This window comes from Chitinophaga sp. W3I9 (assembly GCF_050434025.1).
Lineage (GTDB): Bacteria > Bacteroidota > Bacteroidia > Chitinophagales > Chitinophagaceae > Chitinophaga.
The window spans coordinates 3199594-3218375 of the sequence record NZ_JBNPWC010000001.1 but is presented as its reverse complement, the minus strand read 5'-3'; the positions used below and the strand labels follow the sequence as shown (position 1 = coordinate 3218375).

Here is an 18782-nt window from a genome sequence, read left to right as displayed (position 1 = left end):
CGCAAATGGATCCACAGAATAAGGCTTACCGGGATTTACAAACTAGTAAAGCGGGTAACTCTGAGAGGATTTGGCTGGTATATAAGGCAATAATCCTACGCTTGAAGTGGAGTTATAGGTATTGGGAGAAAAATAAGCTTTGCCCCAGTTTGCATTCAGCAGGTTGGTAACGTTCATATGTCCAGGCTAAGGGTAATGGTCTTTACTTTAGATGGATCATCTGCGGTTGTATTCAAATGAAGGTCCTGCGCAAAGTGAAAGTCGGCACTGGCATTCCAAGGTGTTCTGCCTGCATTTCGCTCGGTGAACGATCCTCTCCGGGAGCGCAGATATTTATTGCCATCAATAAACGCATCAAAGGCAGCCGCCTGCTCCGCCGCGGTTTGCGTTTCAGTGGGCGCAAAGAAATTAATAGTCTCCTCTTTGGCGGGTATATAGGCCAGTGAGACCTGCTGTGGCGTATTCTGCGGTGTATAATTCACGAAGCCATAAGTAAATGGCGATCCTGATTGTGCAGATACAAACAGGGAAAAAGAGCTTACCCATGTTTTATTCCAGGCCTTGCGGTAGTTGATATTACCTACTATCCGGTGGCGGATATCAAAGTTGGAATAAGCCAGCTGCGGATCATTGGGATTCAGTGCCTGGTTCAGCTGCCAGTTCGATTCGAAAGAGTTACGGATGCCATTGGCCACGTCCTTGGATTGCCCATAGGTATAAGCCAGTGAAAAACCGAAGCCGGATTGAAAAGCACGGGCCACCTGCCCGGTAATACTGTAACGGTATCCCTTAGAAGTATTGGACATTTCATACGCATTGGCAAACTGTGGGTTCAGGTTGTTCTGCCCGGGGAATACCGGTTGATACTGATGATTCACGGCCGAATCAAAAACGGCATAAGTGGGACGGTCTGTGAGGTTAATTTGCTGGAACATTACATCCTTGATCGTTTTCGTATAAATCGCTTCAAGGGTATATTTAAAACCGTTTTTATCCTTAAAATCAACTGCCAGGCTTCCGCGCAATACCTTTGGCATTACAAAGCTGTTATCTATCACATCCACCTGTGTTTTGCCGGCATTTTTATCCGTTATCACCTGCCCGTTATTAGCCGCAAAATCACCAATGCCGTGGCCTGGTTGGTGTTGCATGGGATCTCCCTGGAAAATATAAGGCGGGTTGCCATCCGTTTTCTGATCGTAGGCGCCATAGGTGTCGCCATTATTGTAAAAGGCATAGCCTAACCAGGCAAACGGGATCCGCGAAGTGAACATACCCACACGCCTCTCAGCACCAGCGACTGGTCGCCATAGGCGTCAAAACGGAAACCAATCCTGGGAGAGATCTGTATCTTGCCCAGGTAGCCACCGGTTATCTGGTTCAGCGGCGTATATGTATAGGTGGTGCCAAACGAGGGATCCGTGAAAGCATTGCGGGTCTTATCGCTTAATATTTGTTTGGTGGGCACGTTTGCCAGGTCAAAGCGCAGGCCCTTGGTCAAAGTAAAACGGTCTGTAAGCTGTACTTCATCCTGGATATATGCGCTGTAGAAATTAACGTTAAACACTGCGACCGGGTTTGCCATTATATAATCGCGGCTGTTATTTACATAGTTGTAGCTGCCTTGTACGCGTTCAGGGTTGTTATTCAAAAAATCGTCTATGCTTTGGTAGGTGACCCTGCCATTCCATGAGTTTACAAAACCATAATTGATCCGGTACAATTCATTGTGCGTACCGATGGTAAGGGTATGTTTACCCAGGTTCCATACCAGGTTGTCTGTGATCTCTATGGTGCGCTGGCGCTGGTTGAATATAGAAGCTTCCCTGTCTGTGCCAAAGAAAATAGTGGTTCCCGGTGTACGGCCCACGATCTGTACCTGCGGAAACGAAGCATCACTTAGCGGTGTACGATAGTCATGAATACTGGTAAATCCTACGATGGCATTGTTGGAGAAATTGTTATTAAACCGCGTTTTCAGCTCCGCTACCGTAGAGGTCTGGTTATTGAACTGCTCATACGCAATACTGCCAAAACGAAAATCAAACTGGTCACGTTCCATATTAATGGCTTTGGAGCGTATGGTATTGTTGCGGATCGCCAGCTGGTTCCGGTCATTAATGTTCCAGTCCAGGCGGTTAAAGTACTTCTCCGAGTTGGCGTAGGCATTATAAACGCCTGCCGTACCGGGATCAAAGTTATAGTGATGAACACTATAGTCGATAATGCTTTGTGCATCCGCCACACTGAGAATGCCGTTAGCAGACGGGCTGCCGGCTACCTGTTGTATGGGGTCCTGCCGGCGGGTAATTTCTTCATTGGTAAAAAAGAACAGTTTGTTTTTAATGATGGGGAAACCTACCCTGAACCCTGCCTGGTAATCATGAAAATCTGATGGCATTTTTGTATTCAGTTCAGAGCCGGTATGGTCTGGTCCTACCAGCGTGGCATTCCTGCCATAAGCGTATACGGAACCATGCACTTCATTGCTGCCGGAGCGGCTAACGGCGTTGATGCTGCCGCCGGTGAAGTTACCGATCTTCACGTCATAGGGCGCCAGGTATACCTGCATATATAACGGGCTACACTATACAGGTAGGAGAAAATCTTTTTCTGCAATACAATTTGTTTCCGTTGTTCTCATACGCTTAAAAAAACGTCCTGGGTCACATCTTCTGCATCATTGCGGTTATCTATATGCTTAAATACCAGGGCAAAGATTACTTCAACAAAACAACGGTACACGGATTCAAACGCCGTCTTGTCATCCTGCTGGATGCGTTGCCATAAGTCCTGATCATTCCAGTCATCCATTTGCATAAATGCAAATATAACAGCTGAATATTACGCTATTATTATCTTTTGGTGCCGCTCCCGGCACTGTCCCATTGCGTTATTTTATTTTGATTACTATCAAGCCCTTTATGGCGATTCGAATAAATGGAGTATTGAAACTACCATTAAAAATGGTATAAAAATACCACATCACCTGTGTAAGCCGGCTTCGCCTTGCCTTTAATACTAAGCGTAGCACCAATTACTACTTTGGTAACTCCTCTTAAATCAACTATGGAATTGAGTTTCGCTTTCAATTGTACTTCGTCGTTTACAAACACTGCCTGACCAAACTTAAACCGTTCTATACCGTAGTTAATTTCCATTTTAACGTTCCGGATGTCTGCAATTTGCTTCCATAAGTAAGGAATTAACGCCAACGTCAGATAACCATGGGCAATAGTCGTTTTGAAAGGCCCCTCATTTTTTGCTCTTTCCTCATTGCAATGGATCCATTGATGATCCAGTGTTGCATCCGCAAATTTGTTGATCTGTTCCTGGTCTATTTTATGCCACTCAGAGCTACCTATCTCTTTACCCTCATACGCTTGATATTCTGCGAAACTGTTTACAATTACCATAATTCTTTCTTTTATTATTATTTATAGATACAAGCGCGCCCAGGCAATAAACTCGCCAGGATAAACGGATTTCCAACTTACTTCTATTTCTTCAAGTATCCAAAACATCAGTCCAATTAATTTGTTAAAAGGACATCAGAAAAACAAAAAGTCCGCTATGATAGCGGGTTTCCAGTCAAACCAGGCTCTATTCACTCAGTCCTGCCAGAACATATCTTCCTGCTGCTGATCGTCTGAAAATAGCCAGACCTGCGAAATTTTCCCGTCTTTTACTTCAAATAAATCGACCCCATTCATGTCTATGCTTTGGTTCCTTTTGTGGCGGTGAATCGAACCGGGCAATCTATCAAATTGTCGCTTTCCATTAATGCGCCACTCGGTTTAACAATCAAACTTCCTGCTACCTGCGCCATCATTGCTCCAAGCATATTACCTATTTCTTCCAGCCCATTTTTAACCCCCGAAAATTTATTGTTCCCTGGTTGATGCCACCTGGCATCCGGTGCAAAAACCGAAAACGCTTTAGGAACGCCTCCATTTTCAAGCGCTTTAAAGTAGCATTCAATTATTTCTTTTGATGTCATTTATTACCGGTTTTAAAGTGTATAATATTTACCTGTCCCAGAAGTATTTACCGGATGCTTAAAATCCAGCGTTTTTATCGCAGGCATTGCGCGAAGGTATGTATTGCTTACCTTTAGGAAAATGCTTTTCTCCGTATTATCTGAAAGCAGCTTCCGGTATACCTCCGCTTTGTTAATCGCTTTCTCCAACCTGGATTTTTCCATAGGTTTAAGCAGGTAGTCGATGGCGTCCAGCTTCCAATCCAGGAAAATTTCCGAAAAACAGCCAATATCATTAGCTGGTAAATAATGGACGGCTTGTTTTCCCTGTTGCTGCGTCCTTTTTCAATTTCCTGCGTCTTACTGTTGTACATTATTCTTCAACACAAAAATTACCTGTTAATGGAAAAGAAAAAAGGTCTGATGCTATGTTTTAGGAGTTTGCCGCTTGTTGTAGTCGCAAGTACAATGATCAATGCATCGCTATCCGCGCAATCCGTACATCCTTTAGAACCAATATCCAATCATTACAAATCGTTGGCGGCAATGAATCCGGCTGCGGACCCTGCAAATGCAAGGCTGGATACCATTACGTTCCCATGGAGTGAATATAGTAAAGGAGCGCTCGCGAATTCACTCATGCGGACCTACTATCTTAGTAAAGAAGATGAAGAAAAGCTGCCTGGTTATATTAAATATCCAGCCAATAGTTCCTTACAGACCAGGGCTGAATTGGATTATATGCTACAGTTGCAGGCAAAAAGAACGTCTGAAGAAATCCACAGGGCAGAATATATAGCCAACATCGGGTCGTGGCCAAACATAATAAACCCTTTGGACGCTGACTATGCCGAAAACCGCAAACAACTGTTTTATATTGCCGGCCCGGTTGGTGATTGGTTCAATGATCAGAATTTTCCCGCCATCACCCAGCTGATGTTACATTGTATCCAGGATATCAGAGTAACTGAATTCAGGTTAAAAAGATATTTTAAACGCCCACGCCCCTATCACCTGGAGCCCCGGCTATACCCACTGGCACGGATTAGTTCCCCGTCTTTTCCCAGCGGACATACCCTATGGTCTTTTACAGAGGCGTTAATATTCAGTGAAATAATACCGGAGAAAAGAGCGTAATTTATAAAGATGGCAGAAGAAGTCCGTTGGTCAAGGGAACTAATGGGAATCCACTACCCCAGCGACAATGAGGCATCGCGGAATTTAGCATGGCACCTGCTTACCAGTTGGTATAAATCCCCCGCATTTGTAGCAGATATGGAAATGGCCAAAATAGAATGGGCCAGGAAAAAGGGGATGTACGATACTAAGTAATTACTAAAAAGCTACAGTGCCCTTCACGGACCTGTAGCTTAACACTTAAATGACGGTATCGCTGGCACAATAATTTTTACCCGGAGGTGAGTTCTTACAACAGGCAAGGATATTCCCATATTTATCAAACTCATATTCACAGCAACGTATAATTTCTTCTTTCAGTTTTTCCCTGGCTCTTTGTACTCTGGACTTCGCTCCTGATAAAGAAATGCCCATCTTCCCGGCAAACTGTTGCTGCGTCAATCCTTCCAGTTCTGTAAATACAAGCGCCTCCCGGTAGATTTGTGGCAACGATTCAATCATTGGCCGGAGGCAATCCGCAAGGCGATACTCATGCTCTTCAGCAAAAACTTCATGATCCTCCGCCATTACAGGTGCGGCATCAATGGCTATATTTTCACGAGTGCGGCGATAGTAGTCTGTTACGGCATTATTGGCTACCCGGTACAAATATGCCCGGATGTGCTGCGCCTTTTCTATCTTTCCAATATTTATAAATATTTTAAGATAAACATCCTGTAGAATATCGTTACAATGATCGCCTTGATTCACCTTCTGGCAGATGAATCTTTTCAATTCCGTACTAAATTCTTCCCAGATCGAAATATGTGTAGGTTGCATAAACAACAGCTTAAATACCGGTTCTCAAACTTTCGGCATAGGCATCAGGCAGGGGGCTGTCTTCTACCGCTTTAGCGGCCTTCTCCACATCATATTCAAAGCGAATAAATTCCACCTGGATGCTGTTTTTATCATGAATACAGCTATGGTCATTGATATGCAGCATCACATAGCCTCCGCGGGGGTCGCCGTCTTTAGGCTTCCCTACGGATCCAATGTTAATGGCGTGCCTGTAGTGTGGATTCCCCTCCGCTTCAGCCGACAAGATCCTATGATAGGGCTTGTGTGTATGGCCAAAACACATAATGTCGGCATCTGCATCAGCCATAATTCTCAGCATGCTTTTTTCCTCCCGGTCTTCAAATAAATATTCATTGATTTTACGGGGACTGCCATGTACAAGAAGCAGGTTCAGCTTATCATTATTTAATTGAAATTCCACTTTGATGTGGGCAGGCAGTGTACGAAGGTATGTACGTTCGTCTTCGTTTACAATCTGGTTGGTGTAAGAAATCGAAATACTGCCGTTAGCTTTCTCCATCTCTGTTTTGTAAGCACAGCCACAGTCGTTGCTTGTTCTGCCAATTCCAAAATCGTAGTTGCCGGCAATCGCAGGAATACGACGTTTTCTGATTTCATTGATTACCTCGTTGGGCCAGATATTATATCCTACAAAGTCGCCCAGGCAGTAAATGGCATCGGGTTTTCTTTCATCAACATCTTTAAAGAATGCTTCCAGAGCCGGTAAATTTGCATGAATATCGCTGAACAAAGCTATTTTCATAAATAGAATAATTGAAGATTGGATTAGATGTTCTTAGAAATATTAACGATCAGCAGCAACCGCCTCCAGGTGTGCAACATTGGGCAGCTTCCAATCCTGCCGGAACTGCCAATGTTTCCGTTTTTGGTGTACCACAGGTCATACCACGATCTGTTGCTTTACATTGGGTAGCATCCGGCTGCAGGTTTACTACCAGGTTATCTCCATCCAAAAGGAATTCCTTTGGATACATCTGCCGGGTATCAAATTCAGCATTGCCAAATTCAATTTTCACGGTGGCTTTGGGATTTAAGTCGATGCTGCGTTCCACCAGGTCTACTATCTTCAATGCTTTGTTGACTGCCATAGCGCGATCTGTTTGTACTTCAACCGGTTCCCATAATTGCACAATAATTTCTGTCCAGGCGTTTACTTTGCCGCCGCAGTCTACGGAAGTTATAGGAGCCTGTTTGATTTCTGTTATATGATAAGAAGGTGCTACCAGTTTGTCCTCAGCATATTGAAATTGGAGGATTTGTTCCGGATGTTTTTGCAACTGGTCTTTAAAACTCTGCCAGTTCATTTTTGAATTACTCATCTTATTAAAAATTTAAAAGTTTTTAATTATGCTTTAACAGCGGTTACCGGCGCTTCCACGATTTTGCTGTACCAGCGTTTACGAAGCCAGAAGGCGACGTTTACCAGTGCAATCAATGCAGGTACTTCTACCAATGGCCCGATTACGCCTACAAATGCCTGACCGGAATTGATTCCAAATACACCAATCGCCACCGCTATGGCTAATTCGAAGTTATTACCGGCTGCGGTAAAAGCGATGGAAGCATTTTTGGAATAATCTGCCCCTGCAGCTTTACCTAAAGCGAAACTAACGAGGAACATGATAGCGAAATAAATTACCAGTGGTATAGCGATTCTTACTACATCCATAGGAATTTGTACGATCAGCTCCCCTTTCAGGCTGAACATAACAATAATGGTAAACAGCAATGCTATTAATGTAATGGGAGATATAAATGGTACAAACTTTTCCTGGAACCACTCTTTCCCTTTCCATGCGATCAGGGAATATCTGCTGATGATGCCCGCTGCGAATGGAATGCCCAGGTAGATACCCACGCTTTTCGCGATTTCACTGATAGAAACCTCCACTGTGATCCCCTTCATTCCAAAAATGGTTGGAAGCCAGGTGATAAATACATAAGCATACACGCTGTAAAGTAATACCTGGAAGATACTGTTGAGTGCTACCAGTCCGGCAGCATACTCGCGGCTTCCGTCTGCCAGCTCGTTCCAGACGATTACCATTGCTATGCACCTGGCAAGGCCAATAAGAATTAAGCCGGTCATGTATTCAGGATATCCATGCAAAAAAAGTACTGCCAGGCCGAACATCAGGATAGGGCCAATGATCCAGTTAAGCAGCAAGGATAAGGACAATACTTTGGTATTGCGGAACACTTCGCCCATCTTGTCATACTTTACTTTCGCCAGCGGTGGGTACATCATTAATATTAACCCGATTGCCAGGGGAATATTAGTCGTTCCCGAGGAAAAGGAATTGATGACCCCTGAAGAGGACGGAAAAAAATACCCGATGCCTATTCCAATAGCCATCGCCAGGAAGATCCACAATGTCAGATAACGATCTAAAAAGCCCAGTTTCTTACGTTGAGCAGGATTACAATTTTGCATAGTATTTTTATCAGGATATTATTAGACGCCAACTTTTTTGCTTCTTCGTTCCAGTAAAAGCGTATCCCGCCAGGTATCACCCATTTTGCCGATGCGTTCCCGTCGCCCTACTATACGGAAGCCGCAGGCTTCATGTATTTTAATGCTGCCGGTGTTTTCAGGAAAGATGCCTGCCTGTAAGGTCCAGAGTTTATTTTCTTCGCTTTGCTCAATTAATGTTTGCAGCAATGCTTTTCCGATTCCTTTGCCTTGTGCGTCCGGCGCTACGTACACACTTACTTCTGCAACGCCTGCGTAAACGCATCTGCTGGAGACCGGTGTTAACGCCGCCCAGCCAAGAACCCTGTTGTCCTCTGTCGCTACCAGGCGGCAATTTTTTAAATGTGACTGGTCCCATTCTTCCCAGGAGGGCGCTGCTGTTTGAAAGGTAGCGTTGCCAGTGGAAATACCTGCTTCATAAATGGCCAATACTTGTGGACCATGTGTTGCTGTCATTGGAAGGATAGTCATAGAAAGATGCTTTTTCAGTATTAAGTATGACTTCGTGATTATATGAAACGTGCCGCAACGAGGTGCTTAACAATAAACCCCCCATCGTATAATTGCAATATTGCGATATATATAAGCAAATTTTTTTAACAGCAGGATTTAATCTCCGCCGCCTCTTTGAAGAATGCTCCAAGAATGCTATGGTATTGGTTCCAGACCTTTGGATTTATACAGTAGCAAACACTGGCTCCTTCAATAGTTCCCTGAATAAGACCTGCTGTTTTCAACTCCTTGAGATGTTGCGAAGTGGTTGCCTGTGCCAGGCCAATCTCGTCTACGAGATCGCCGCACACGCAAGCGTTCTTTTTAACGAGATACTGCAAAATAGCTATCCGGGCCGGATGTGCCAGCGCTTTAGCCATATTGGCTATATCATTTTGTTCTTTGGTGAATAAATCCGATTTGGTAGCTCCCATAAATGTTACCTCTTTAACATATCGCAATATTACGATTAGTTTTGAAATCTGCAAAAAAAGATTGCTTTTTAATAGAAAAAAATCACACGATAATATCCAGGCAGTTTTGAAGAAGGAAATCTTCCAGAAGACATTTATGTTTCGGATTGTTTGCCGGCTCCCTGCAAGCATCGTTCATCCGGATATTGTCAGTACTTTTGGAGAACAAGTTTTTGCTGATGCAAACTATTAAATCACTGCTTAACGATCATAAGCAAAATGATCAACTGCCCATCAGAATCGTTTCTCCGAATTTCGGGCATCTTTCCGCGGAGATCGCGGATCAGATTGAGCTGACGCATCGTTCACCTTATTTCTTTATACTGTTTATAGTAAGCGGTTGTACGCGGCATGGCGTTGACCTCGAAGAATTCGATATTGAAAGCAATCAATTGCTGATGGTGCGTCCGCACCAGATCCATCGCCTACCAACTTCTGGGCATGGTAGCGATTATTTTAAACTAGGCTTTGATGAAAATTGTCTTTCCCGGTTGCCAAAACCATATCCCTTTCTGATTAACCCTTTAAACCAACAAAAGATAAGCGTTACCTCAGCAACTGCCGTCAGGCTCAAAGCCATCTTCGAAATGCTCATCGGTTTATTAAGCACGCCAGATACTGATCCGGAGCTTATCCTGGCGCACCTCAATAGCCTGTTAACCGAAATCAACCTGGCGTATTTTGATACGGATAAGGCGCCGGTGAACGATCATATCTCAAAGTGGATAGATTTTCAAATATTTGTTGAAGACAACCTGACCGATCATCCTACGATTAAGGATATAGCCGGTAAACTGGCATTAAGTACAGATAGCTTATACCAGATCGTGAAACAGCATTCCGGACTTTCGCCTAAAGAGTTTATTATTAATCGCCTTATACTCGAAGCAAGACGCCGGATATCCCATGGCGAGCGCGCTTCTGTAAAGGAGCTGGCTTTCGGATTGGGTTTTAACAACCCTGATTACTTCTCCCGGTTATTTAAAAAAGTGACTGGTAAAACCATTTCGGCATTCTTCAGGGATCTGTCCTGATATTCACGGATTTTGTCCAGCCTTCTTCCCGCTGTTTCCACGAATATTGTTCATGAAACTAATCACAAGACTATGAACAGACAACTTGGAAAAAACGGACCGCTGGTATCACCGGTTGGTTTAGGCTGCATGGGGATGTCGGGCGCTTACGGACCATCTGACGACAAACAATCCATATCGACCATTGAAAGAGCCCTGGAACTCGGGCACAACTTTTTAGACACCGCTGATTATTATCTCGCCGGCCATAACGAATCGCTGATCAGCCAGGCCATTCAGCATAAGCGTGACAAAGCTTTTCTCTCTGTCAAGACCGGCCAACTGGTTGCTCCCGGCCCTAACGGCGCTATGGGCCCGGGTGCTGTAACCGGCCGCCCCGAATACATCCAAAACGCAGTGATGTATAGCTTAAAGCGACTTAAAACCGACTACATTGACCTCTATACACTGGCTCGCATAGATCCAGCCGTACCTGTTCATATGCCAGCTTCCAGGGTGAGAACTTTTATAAAGATCTGGAGATGGTAGCGAAGATTAAATCACTGGCTGATGCAAAAGGTTGTACGCCGTCGCAATTAGCGATTGCCTGGGTGCTTGCACAGGTGAAGACATCATTACAATTCCCGGTACCAAACGAATCAAAAATCTGGAAGAAAACATCGCATCTGAAAAGGTAAGTCTTACTGCTGAAGATCTGCAAAGCATTGAAAAAATCATGCCTGCGGGAAGCGTTTCCGGTACGAGGTATCCTGAAAAATTTATGAGCAGCCTGGATAAAGCAGCCTGGATAAATAAGTGCTCCGACAAGTTGATACATTGATTTGAAGAATCAGTAATTTGCAACCATGCAGCCAATCATCACAGAATAATTGGCGGAATATATTCATAGAAAAACAATTAGGCAACGAACGAAATGAGATACTTTTTCTTCGCACTTTATTCGTCCGCCAGTAATTCCAATATCTTCTGCAATACATCTCATTTAAAATTTATTCAATTTGTATAGTTTGGTTATATTTAGAAAGGTAAATCACATACATTCAGTCAAATCTCTTTTAAGTCAGACGATTTATCACTATTATTCTCCCAGATAACACCTATCTTTCCAATCGATATTTAGTTACTCACGACTGATATAAGACTGCTGATATAGGGCCACCCCATAAATTATCCCATTACCAGATGTAATCCCATAGCAGAAATTGGAGGTAGGAAGTTACCTTAATGAACTCATATTATATTCTAAAAAGCATTGTTTGGCTTCTAAAACAAAAGAAAAATGAATACTCAACCTCAATTAATTTTTATTCTAATTGCAATTTTTGGTTCCATTTGCCAGGAGCTGCTCTATTGGTATGAAATAAGAAACAAACTTGATGCGAAAGAGAACAAAAAATTGCTTCATTCGAAGCCTTATTGGGTTATCACTTTCGTTATGATTGTTGTTTCCGGTATTGGAACATGGCTTATCTTTTACGATAAGGAAGTAGATTTCCCAAACAAAATACCTTTTGTTCTAGGCGCCGCTTTCCCATTGGTTTTTAAGAAAATTGTAGCGGCTTTGCAGCCAAGACATTTGGGAGATCTTAAAACCGCTAAGGCAAAAGTTGAATACAGCTTTGAAGATGTCTCTAAAATCTATTTCAAATGAATACCTCAAATAAATTCTTTTTTATTCTTTTGTTCTTTATTTCTTTTAAAAGCAATGCATTTGGTCAAATCCGGTACTTCTTAAAACTTTTCGAATCAAATGATAAAAAGTATATCATTTTAATTGAAAAAGAATATGGAGACGGAAAAGAAATAGCGCATATTGAAGATGAAAAAGCTTTTAATGACTACAAAAAAAAGTTGAAGGAAGAACGGAAAACAGAGATCGCCATCCCGGGAATCTTTAAAACAAGAAAAGAATTTTTAGATCTAAACTATAACGCAATAGGGGGTGACTCAAGAAAAAAAGCGATAGAGATTTTGGCCAGTGGCCCAAAGGGCGGCGTTGACGACATTCACGCCGGCAATGCTTTTCCTAAAGCCGGATTACTTTCACCTGGACTACCCCCAAAAAAAACCTCAAATAAAGCGTTATCTCTTTCCAGAGAAAGAAATAGTCTTATAAACGTTAAAAAATCACAGGTTTATATAAGCATCCCTGAATCACCAGATGAATTTAAAAATATTTTCGATACACCGGATAACCAACAATTGAACGACTGTATAGGCATTAAAAAAAGAATCTGTAACGAAAAGAATATAAATGTCCATTTTGTAACCAGTTCAGATTTATTGACAAATGGAATTATCAATTCACCGGATGACATGCCAATAATCTTAATTGGCCACAACGAAGATGGGGAATTTCGTTTACCGGATGGAAGCAGGAAAAAGTTTGAACATATGGACAGTCTTGCTAATGCAGCAAAACGTAGTATTATTTATTTATCATGTAACGCAGATATTTTTACAAACAGCCCCTCCGCCAACTTTTATTTGACGTACCATGATGGAATTGCTATAACTAATAGAATAAATAATGCTCTTTTAAAAGATGGAAATTTCTTGTCTAATGAAACTATCACAAACATTTTAGAGGTATATGGTAAAGAAAAAAAGCTGAAACTGAAATACAAAATAACTATTTATACAATTTCAGTTTCAGGACTTGGGTATACACTATATGAAATTAAAGATAGACGGTAGAAAAAATATACAAATAAAGCCTCTAATAAAAACGTCCGGAAAGCCTGGCGCTCCACTACTTAATCTTCTCCTGGTACTCCCTTCTACTCTCTTCCAATGCCCTGTCATACGCCTCCCTGTTTGCAAACAACGCCGGGTTATAAGGAGCATTTTCCTCACGTATCTCATGCAAATCAAACTGACTCGCATGGGCAGCTACCCATATGTCAAATTGAATTTTGGGCATGGTATCCAGGGTGTATTTATAGTCAGCGGCGATCTGCGGGTAGGCAGTCACCTGTGAGAATTTCTTTTCCGTTACAATAGTAGGCATATTTGCCAGCAGTACTTTGTAAGTCTTACTGCTATCTTTCACCTCCATTAAAAAGCTGCAGGAGCCTTTCGTGTGGCCGGGGTGGTGGAGTACCAGCAATTTAGCATCTCCCAAACTAACTACATCCTTATCATGCAGCAGCCTGGAGATTTTAACCGGCCTGAAAGCACTGAACTCGCCGCCCAGGGCATAATCCGTTTTGCCGCCGGACTTCACCACCGATTCATCCGCAGCATCTACCATAAATCTGGCGCCAGTCGCTTCCTGAACGGCGGCCATGGCGCCCAGGTGATCAAAGTGAGCCTGGTTGGTGAGCAGGATTTTGATATCACTAAACCTGAAGCCGAGCGCCTCTATGTTCTTTTTAATAACAGCTGCGGAAGAAGCCAGGCCGGTATTAACCAGTATATGCCCTGAAGGCGTAGTGATCAGGTAGCTGGCAAGATCATAGGTACCTACATAATAAAGGTTACCCACAATACGGAAAGGCTGGTATGCCCTGGTCCACTCTTCACTGTGATTAGTAGGTTCTATCACTTTCTGAGCCAGTACATAGTTGCTCATGCAGGAGCACAGGATAACAGGTATTAATTTTTGAAGGATACGTTGACGCATATATGAAGTCGGGGTGAGCGATAAGTGATTATCCCGCAATATTAATGAATTAAACAATTGGTCCTCAACCCTACTTCGGATTTTGTTTAAACGACAAACTTTTCTCAAAGAATTGCAGCATTTTTCCTTCAATCCTGTCAGCAACATGATTGATATGGTCGCCATCATAAATTTCGAAGGAATGTGCAATGTTGTATTTGCTGAGTACTTCATCCAGTGTTCTGATACTTTCTGCGATGGATCTGTCTTTATCGCCTGCATCAAAACCAATGGACTTCAGTTTCCTGATGTTATAGATGTATTGATCCAAATTATTTAACGGGCGGTTCGCGTCCCATTTATTCAATATTTCCGGTTGTATATTTCCATTTTTTATTGGAAGATCAAGATAGAATGGAGGATTTGCCGGGTTGGGTGACCAGGCCGCCGCGGATGCAAAAAGTGCTTTCGTGAAAAAATCTGCTTTTTGCAGTTGTTCAATCGTCTTGATGCTGTCTGCCCGGAGGAACTGCGTTTCCGCGGCCGTTGCCGGAGAGTTCAGGCAACAGGGACTCAGCAGGTATACCGTTGAAAATACATCAGGGTTCTTTTCCCCGATCCGTAATGCTCCGTAGCCGCCCATGGAGTGGCCGCATAAACCCCTGCTCTCCTTCTGTGCAAGGGTACGGTAGTGGCTATCGATATAATTCACCAGTTCCCGGGCAACAAAGTCTTCCCAATTTCCGGTTGTAACTGAATTGGAATACATACTTCCCTGGAAAAGGGTATAAGCATCAGGAGTAACCACGATCATTTCCTGATCCGGCTTTTGGGAAAACGCAGTATCTAATATAGGAGGCAGTGTCATCCAGTGCTTCTGGAAGCCGTAAAATTTTGCATCATTATCCGTGTAGCCATGCAGGAAGTACACTACAGGATAGTGTTTTTTAGTACCGGACTTGTAGCCGGCGGGTAAATAAACAGAAACGTAGCGGTCTGCACTGTCGCCACTGAGATTTCCTTCCAGCAATGTGCTGTGCACTTTTATCCGCTCCACAGTACCTTTGGCGATTTTTGGTTGCTGTGCCAGGCTTTTTATAGAGTGAGACAACAACAGGAAGACAAAAGCAATAGTGAAGCAGGTTACGTATTTTATCATATCGTTACAATTTTCGTTGGATTACCTATCTCACTCCTCAACATACCGCACCGCAAATTCCACCCAGTCTTCCACAGAACTGTCCATATAAATATCCGGCTGGATACCGATATTGTCTATCGGGTAGTCTGGCAAACGCATGGCACGGTAGGTGGGAATAAATGCCTCGTAACCCGGGCATCCGAAATCTACCTGATATGCGTTGCCGTAATCCAATGCGCCAGAACTGGGCGTGCCCAATAACTTGACCTTTTTGCTCTGCTTTGCGATAAACAAAAAATATTCTGCCGAACTCCCTGTTCCTTTATCTGCAAGGATAACAATCTGCCGCGGGCTTTTCGCTGCCAGCTCAACCTTTTCTATATAGGCAGGTTTATCTGTACCGCTAAAGTTCACGAATTTACCCAGGTTTTCTTTTAATTTATCTATTTGTTTGTCTATTTGATCTGTTGGGGTATTCTTATCCAGGCTTTTTTTATAGGTTTGAAGGTTCCCGATATAAGTTTGGGTAGATAGAAATTCTGTCCCGGTGTTCCGTATTGATTTTCCGGAGATGTACGGGAGAAGTTGCTGATAAGCATCTGTTGTGCCTCCCGGATTGCCGCGAAGGTCGATGATCAGGTTTTCGCTGCCCTCAATCTGCATGCGGTGCTGCGAAATCAGCTCCTCAATTTTTTGGAGATGCCGGTATTCAAAACTTGGTAATTTAAGAATCGATGTTCTCGCAGATAATTTTTTGAAATAAAAGCCGGTCAGCTCCGTCAGTTTTTCTTCCAGCTGGGCCGCACTTACCGATGGTGAGGGTACTTCTCTGACCAACGCCATACTTATTGCATCCAGAAACAGGATGCTTTTCTTATGCATGTGGTAGTGCCCTGTTTTTTTGGACCGGTCAAGCATCAGGTATTCAAAAGAACCATCCGGAAACAACCTGAACTTTATATCTCCGGCTTTCCACTGCGTGGATGCTGCGGCGATAATAAACCCGGTGTATTCATTTCTACTCCCCTTTTTAATCCCAATCTTATACCCCTCTGTGGACCACACCCCCTCCAGCGTATCCCGCGTAAGCTTAATTTTTTCCCGGAAATCCGGAATATCGATCACGAGGGATGCTGCTAAACCACTGCTGCCGGAGGAAAAGGGAGAACCATTTGAACCTACCCATAAATGGGGATCTTTAAAGAAATCGGTATACTTTTTTAGTATTTTTTCGCAGGCGCTGCTATCTGCGTTTTTTGCCTCCCTGGTCAGATGCTGTTTTAATTCTTCGTAGGATGATCCGTCCTTAGTCTTTACCCCAAAACCCGGGTATTCGGCTTCCACTTTCTTCATCAGTTTTTCCAACGTCACTGCGCAGTTGCAGCCAGTTTGCTGCGCGTACATGGAAAGGGAAAACATATTGAACGCAAGGCAAAGCAATAATCTTTTCATGTTAATGTTTATTTATCGGGCTGCAAATATAGCCTTGCGGCCTTATTCAACGCCACCTTCGGGAACTATTTCTTTATAAGCTCCACTCTCCTGTTTTTCGCTTTACCCTCCTCTGAACCATTGTCAGCAATTGGCTGCGCTGAACCAAATCCTTCAGAACTTAAGCGTGACTTGTCTATACCGGATGAACTTAACGCCTCCAGCACCGCCTTGGCCCTGTCTTTCGACAACTGCAGGTTATGTGCATCATTACCGGTGTTGTCTGTATAACCATTGATGGCCACTTTCAATCCGGGGGTTGCTTTTAATGCCTTTGTAATTTCCGCCACCGCATCATTCCCTTCGGGCTTCAGGGTGGATTTATCTGTATCGAAGTTGATATATAGAATTGCTTTCCCTTTTTCGTTCAGGTCTTTAGTTATTTCATCCGCTTTCAGCATGGTGATAGTTTGCTTAAACCCTTCCTGCTGCAATATATTCAGCTTGCCCTGGGCGGAGGTGCCGGACAGCTGGATATAAATATTGCTTCCATTGGTTCTGCGAATGATATAAGTTTTGATTTGGTCCTCCGTATAACCGATAGAACCGTCCTCCCCTAAGTAAGAAGCGCCCGGGCTGTAGCGGTCATATTCTTCTTTCGAAATTGATCCGTCAAATATCTTCACGCCGCCGGCAGCTTTGATGGCTTCATCATAACTCTTTTCAAAAAAAAGGAAGGGACCACTCACCCTGTTTTATTTCGCTAACATTACTTTTCCATATGCGACCTTCCAGCGGTACCATTTTACCGTCTATGGCGAAGAAGAGACGGTCAAACTTACGCTCAACAGGTTTGTTCATGGTCTCTAAACCTTCCGGCAAAGTAAAAAAGGGGAAAGCACCTAATTCTTTTTCTGATACCGGTATGGCATCAACGTTAAAGGTGGCGGGTGCGGTGGCCGATTTATTCTCCGTCGTTGCAATAACATCGGTCTTTGGGATAGAATCAGCGGTGCCTGCCTGTTGCTTGCCCTTATTATTGCAAGCGCACACAAAAGCCAAATAAGAAATGCCGAAGAACAATACACGAATTCTCATAATAGTATTTTTATTAAAAAAAGATTTGTTACCAGCCGGTATATCATCAGCCAGCGTGGGTTTAAACCAAATTTAAATATCAGGAGAAAAATCCGGATTGCCTATTACTTCTTTGCCGGTAATCAAAAAATACCTGGAAATCAGGAGAAAAACGGCTTCGCAGTAACAGCAAAGGTATTACCGGCAGAGATTGCATAGGCATTGATATGCGTACGATGTAATGAAAGTGCAATCCTCTGTTTAAAATTTTTTTGGTAATATCGCACACTGCAACGTTAACAATGAACGTTTATCGCTGGCAAGAAGCAAGGAAATTTATGGTGCAAAGTGTGAAAGTGAGTCTTTTTATTTTATGGTTGTTCTGTAGCTTCCCGGGGGCCGCGCAAACCCTGAAGGATACAGCTAAAAAAGAACAAAAGACCGTTTATCTTTTTAGTGGTATAGGTGCCGATTCAAGTATATTCATGAATCTGAAACTTCCGGGATACCATAAAGTTTACATCAACTGGATCCCCGCGTTACCCAAAGAATCGATAACGCAGTACGCAGGCAGGATAAAGAGCCAGATCACGGTTGAAAATCCGTATATCATCGGGCTTTCTTTTGGAGGCATTGTAGCGGTGGAAGTATCCAAACAAATATCAGTGAAAAAAATGGTACTCATCTCTTCTGTCGAGACAAAAGATGAGTTGAATAAAATACAGTTCTTTTTCATGAAGCTGGGTTTATACCGGCTTATTCCAGGTGTATTAATCAGGTGGACCAATTTTCTTACCTATCGTTATTTTGGCGCCCGGTCCCCAAATGATAAAAAGGAACTGACAAAATTATTGCAGGATACAAATGTGTTGTTTTTTCGCTGGGCACTGAGAGGCATTGCTTATTGGAATAATAAAGAAACACCTGAAAGAACCATTCAAATACATGGCACAGCCGACAGGGTAATCGCCAGCAGGTTTGTGCATCCCGACTATCGTATCAAAGGCGGCGGACATCTCATGGTTTTTAATCAGGCGGATACAATCAGCAAAATTATCCTGAATTATTTTCGTTAGTGGC

General features: G+C 43.1%; 25 protein-coding genes. 8 read left to right on the top strand and 17 right to left on the bottom strand.

Annotation, left to right across the window (positions count from 1 at the left end; translation table 11 throughout):
- Positions 1-42: 42 nt before the first annotated feature.
- The 6 genes from QFZ51_RS13465 to QFZ51_RS13440 form a co-directional block, all read right to left on the bottom strand.
- The gene (locus QFZ51_RS13465) at positions 43-177 is read right to left on the bottom strand and encodes a hypothetical protein (RefSeq protein ID WP_429046481.1); all 135 of its coding nucleotides are present in this window, start codon (positions 175-177) and stop codon (positions 43-45) included.
- A complete protein-coding gene (locus QFZ51_RS13460) occupies positions 174-1274 on the bottom strand; it encodes a hypothetical protein (RefSeq protein WP_429046480.1) in 1101 nt (366 codons plus the stop codon). The genes QFZ51_RS13465 and QFZ51_RS13460 overlap by 4 nt, the downstream gene beginning before the upstream one ends.
- Positions 1241-2572 (bottom strand): hypothetical protein, encoded by a 1332-nt coding sequence (locus QFZ51_RS13455; protein WP_429046479.1) that lies wholly within the window; start codon positions 2570-2572, stop codon positions 1241-1243. The genes QFZ51_RS13460 and QFZ51_RS13455 overlap by 34 nt, the downstream gene beginning before the upstream one ends.
- Positions 2573-2640: 68 nt before the next feature.
- The gene (locus QFZ51_RS13450; RefSeq protein ID WP_429046478.1) at positions 2641-2820 is read right to left on the bottom strand and encodes an RNA polymerase sigma factor; all 180 of its coding nucleotides are present in this window, start codon (positions 2818-2820) and stop codon (positions 2641-2643) included.
- 140 nt (positions 2821-2960) lie between these two features.
- On the bottom strand, positions 2961-3416 hold the full coding sequence (locus tag QFZ51_RS13445; protein WP_370911817.1) for a MaoC family dehydratase: 456 nt from the start codon (positions 3414-3416) through the stop codon (positions 2961-2963).
- A gap of 299 nt (positions 3417-3715) precedes the next feature.
- Complete coding sequence (locus QFZ51_RS13440; protein WP_429046477.1) at positions 3716-4000, bottom strand: nuclear transport factor 2 family protein; 285 nt, start codon at positions 3998-4000, stop codon at positions 3716-3718.
- Positions 4001-4525: 525 nt separating this feature from the next.
- Here QFZ51_RS13440 and QFZ51_RS13435 point away from each other — a divergent pair.
- Entirely contained in the window at positions 4526-5116 is a 591-nt protein-coding gene (locus tag QFZ51_RS13435) for a phosphatase PAP2 family protein (RefSeq protein ID WP_429046476.1), read from the top strand.
- Between the two features lie 9 nt (positions 5117-5125).
- The gene (locus tag QFZ51_RS13430; protein ID WP_429046475.1) at positions 5126-5311 is read left to right on the top strand and encodes a hypothetical protein; all 186 of its coding nucleotides are present in this window, start codon (positions 5126-5128) and stop codon (positions 5309-5311) included.
- A 45-nt stretch (positions 5312-5356) separates the two neighbouring features.
- On the opposite strand, the gene sigZ is transcribed toward QFZ51_RS13430, so the two are convergent.
- The 6 genes from sigZ to QFZ51_RS13400 all read right to left on the bottom strand — a co-directional run bounded on the left by sigZ (position 5357) and on the right by QFZ51_RS13400 (position 9376).
- Positions 5357-5935, bottom strand: a complete 579-nt coding sequence (sigZ, locus tag QFZ51_RS13425) for an RNA polymerase sigma factor SigZ (protein WP_429046474.1) — start codon at positions 5933-5935, stop codon at positions 5357-5359.
- Between the two features lie 10 nt (positions 5936-5945).
- Positions 5946-6719, bottom strand: coding sequence for a metallophosphoesterase family protein (locus QFZ51_RS13420; protein WP_429046473.1), 774 nt, complete (start codon positions 6717-6719; stop codon positions 5946-5948).
- Positions 6720-6768: 49 nt separating this feature from the next.
- Positions 6769-7296 carry a DUF6428 family protein gene (locus QFZ51_RS13415; protein ID WP_429046472.1) on the bottom strand — a complete coding sequence of 176 codons (528 nt, stop codon included), beginning with the start codon at positions 7294-7296 and terminating at the stop codon, positions 6769-6771.
- 26 nt (positions 7297-7322) lie between these two features.
- A complete protein-coding gene (gene arsB, locus QFZ51_RS13410) occupies positions 7323-8411 on the bottom strand; it encodes an ACR3 family arsenite efflux transporter (RefSeq protein WP_429046471.1) in 1089 nt (362 codons plus the stop codon).
- Positions 8412-8432: 21 nt separating this feature from the next.
- Positions 8433-8921, bottom strand: coding sequence for an N-acetyltransferase family protein (locus QFZ51_RS13405; RefSeq protein WP_429046469.1), 489 nt, complete (start codon positions 8919-8921; stop codon positions 8433-8435).
- Between the two features lie 125 nt (positions 8922-9046).
- Positions 9047-9376, bottom strand: a complete 330-nt coding sequence (locus QFZ51_RS13400; protein ID WP_429046468.1) for an ArsR/SmtB family transcription factor — start codon at positions 9374-9376, stop codon at positions 9047-9049.
- 218 nt (positions 9377-9594) lie between these two features.
- Between QFZ51_RS13400 and QFZ51_RS13395 the strand changes: the two genes are divergently transcribed.
- The 5 genes from QFZ51_RS13395 (at position 9595) to QFZ51_RS13375 (ending at position 13146) form a co-directional block, all read left to right on the top strand.
- Positions 9595-10449, top strand: a complete 855-nt coding sequence (locus QFZ51_RS13395) for an AraC family transcriptional regulator (RefSeq protein WP_429046467.1) — start codon at positions 9595-9597, stop codon at positions 10447-10449.
- A 72-nt stretch (positions 10450-10521) separates the two neighbouring features.
- Entirely contained in the window at positions 10522-10977 is a 456-nt protein-coding gene (locus QFZ51_RS13390) for an aldo/keto reductase (protein WP_429046466.1), read from the top strand.
- The gene (locus QFZ51_RS13385) at positions 10971-11126 is read left to right on the top strand and encodes a hypothetical protein (RefSeq protein ID WP_429046464.1); all 156 of its coding nucleotides are present in this window, start codon (positions 10971-10973) and stop codon (positions 11124-11126) included. The genes QFZ51_RS13390 and QFZ51_RS13385 overlap by 7 nt, the downstream gene beginning before the upstream one ends.
- Before the next feature lie 602 nt (positions 11127-11728).
- The gene (locus QFZ51_RS13380) at positions 11729-12100 is read left to right on the top strand and encodes a hypothetical protein (RefSeq protein ID WP_429046462.1); all 372 of its coding nucleotides are present in this window, start codon (positions 11729-11731) and stop codon (positions 12098-12100) included.
- Positions 12097-13146, top strand: coding sequence for a hypothetical protein (locus tag QFZ51_RS13375; RefSeq protein ID WP_429046461.1), 1050 nt, complete (start codon positions 12097-12099; stop codon positions 13144-13146). The genes QFZ51_RS13380 and QFZ51_RS13375 overlap by 4 nt, the downstream gene beginning before the upstream one ends.
- Positions 13147-13201: 55 nt before the next feature.
- Here the strand turns inward: QFZ51_RS13375 and bla are convergent, their stop codons facing one another.
- The 5 genes from bla to QFZ51_RS13350 all read right to left on the bottom strand — a co-directional run bounded on the left by bla (position 13202) and on the right by QFZ51_RS13350 (position 17723).
- On the bottom strand, positions 13202-14074 hold the full coding sequence (gene bla / locus QFZ51_RS13370; protein ID WP_429046460.1) for a subclass B3 metallo-beta-lactamase: 873 nt from the start codon (positions 14072-14074) through the stop codon (positions 13202-13204).
- Between the two features lie 70 nt (positions 14075-14144).
- Entirely contained in the window at positions 14145-15212 is a 1068-nt protein-coding gene (locus QFZ51_RS13365; protein WP_429046459.1) for an alpha/beta hydrolase, read from the bottom strand.
- Positions 15213-15242: 30 nt separating this feature from the next.
- On the bottom strand, positions 15243-16646 hold the full coding sequence (locus tag QFZ51_RS13360) for a S41 family peptidase (RefSeq protein ID WP_429046458.1): 1404 nt from the start codon (positions 16644-16646) through the stop codon (positions 15243-15245).
- A 65-nt stretch (positions 16647-16711) separates the two neighbouring features.
- Positions 16712-17374, bottom strand: coding sequence for an OmpA family protein (locus tag QFZ51_RS13355; RefSeq protein ID WP_429046457.1), 663 nt, complete (start codon positions 17372-17374; stop codon positions 16712-16714).
- The gene (locus tag QFZ51_RS13350; RefSeq protein ID WP_429046456.1) at positions 17349-17723 is read right to left on the bottom strand and encodes a hypothetical protein; all 375 of its coding nucleotides are present in this window, start codon (positions 17721-17723) and stop codon (positions 17349-17351) included. The genes QFZ51_RS13355 and QFZ51_RS13350 overlap by 26 nt, the downstream gene beginning before the upstream one ends.
- Positions 17724-18187: 464 nt before the next feature.
- Between QFZ51_RS13350 and QFZ51_RS13345 the strand changes: the two genes are divergently transcribed.
- Positions 18188-18778, top strand: a complete 591-nt coding sequence (locus QFZ51_RS13345; protein WP_429046455.1) for an alpha/beta hydrolase — start codon at positions 18188-18190, stop codon at positions 18776-18778.
- Positions 18779-18782 lie beyond the last annotated feature (4 nt).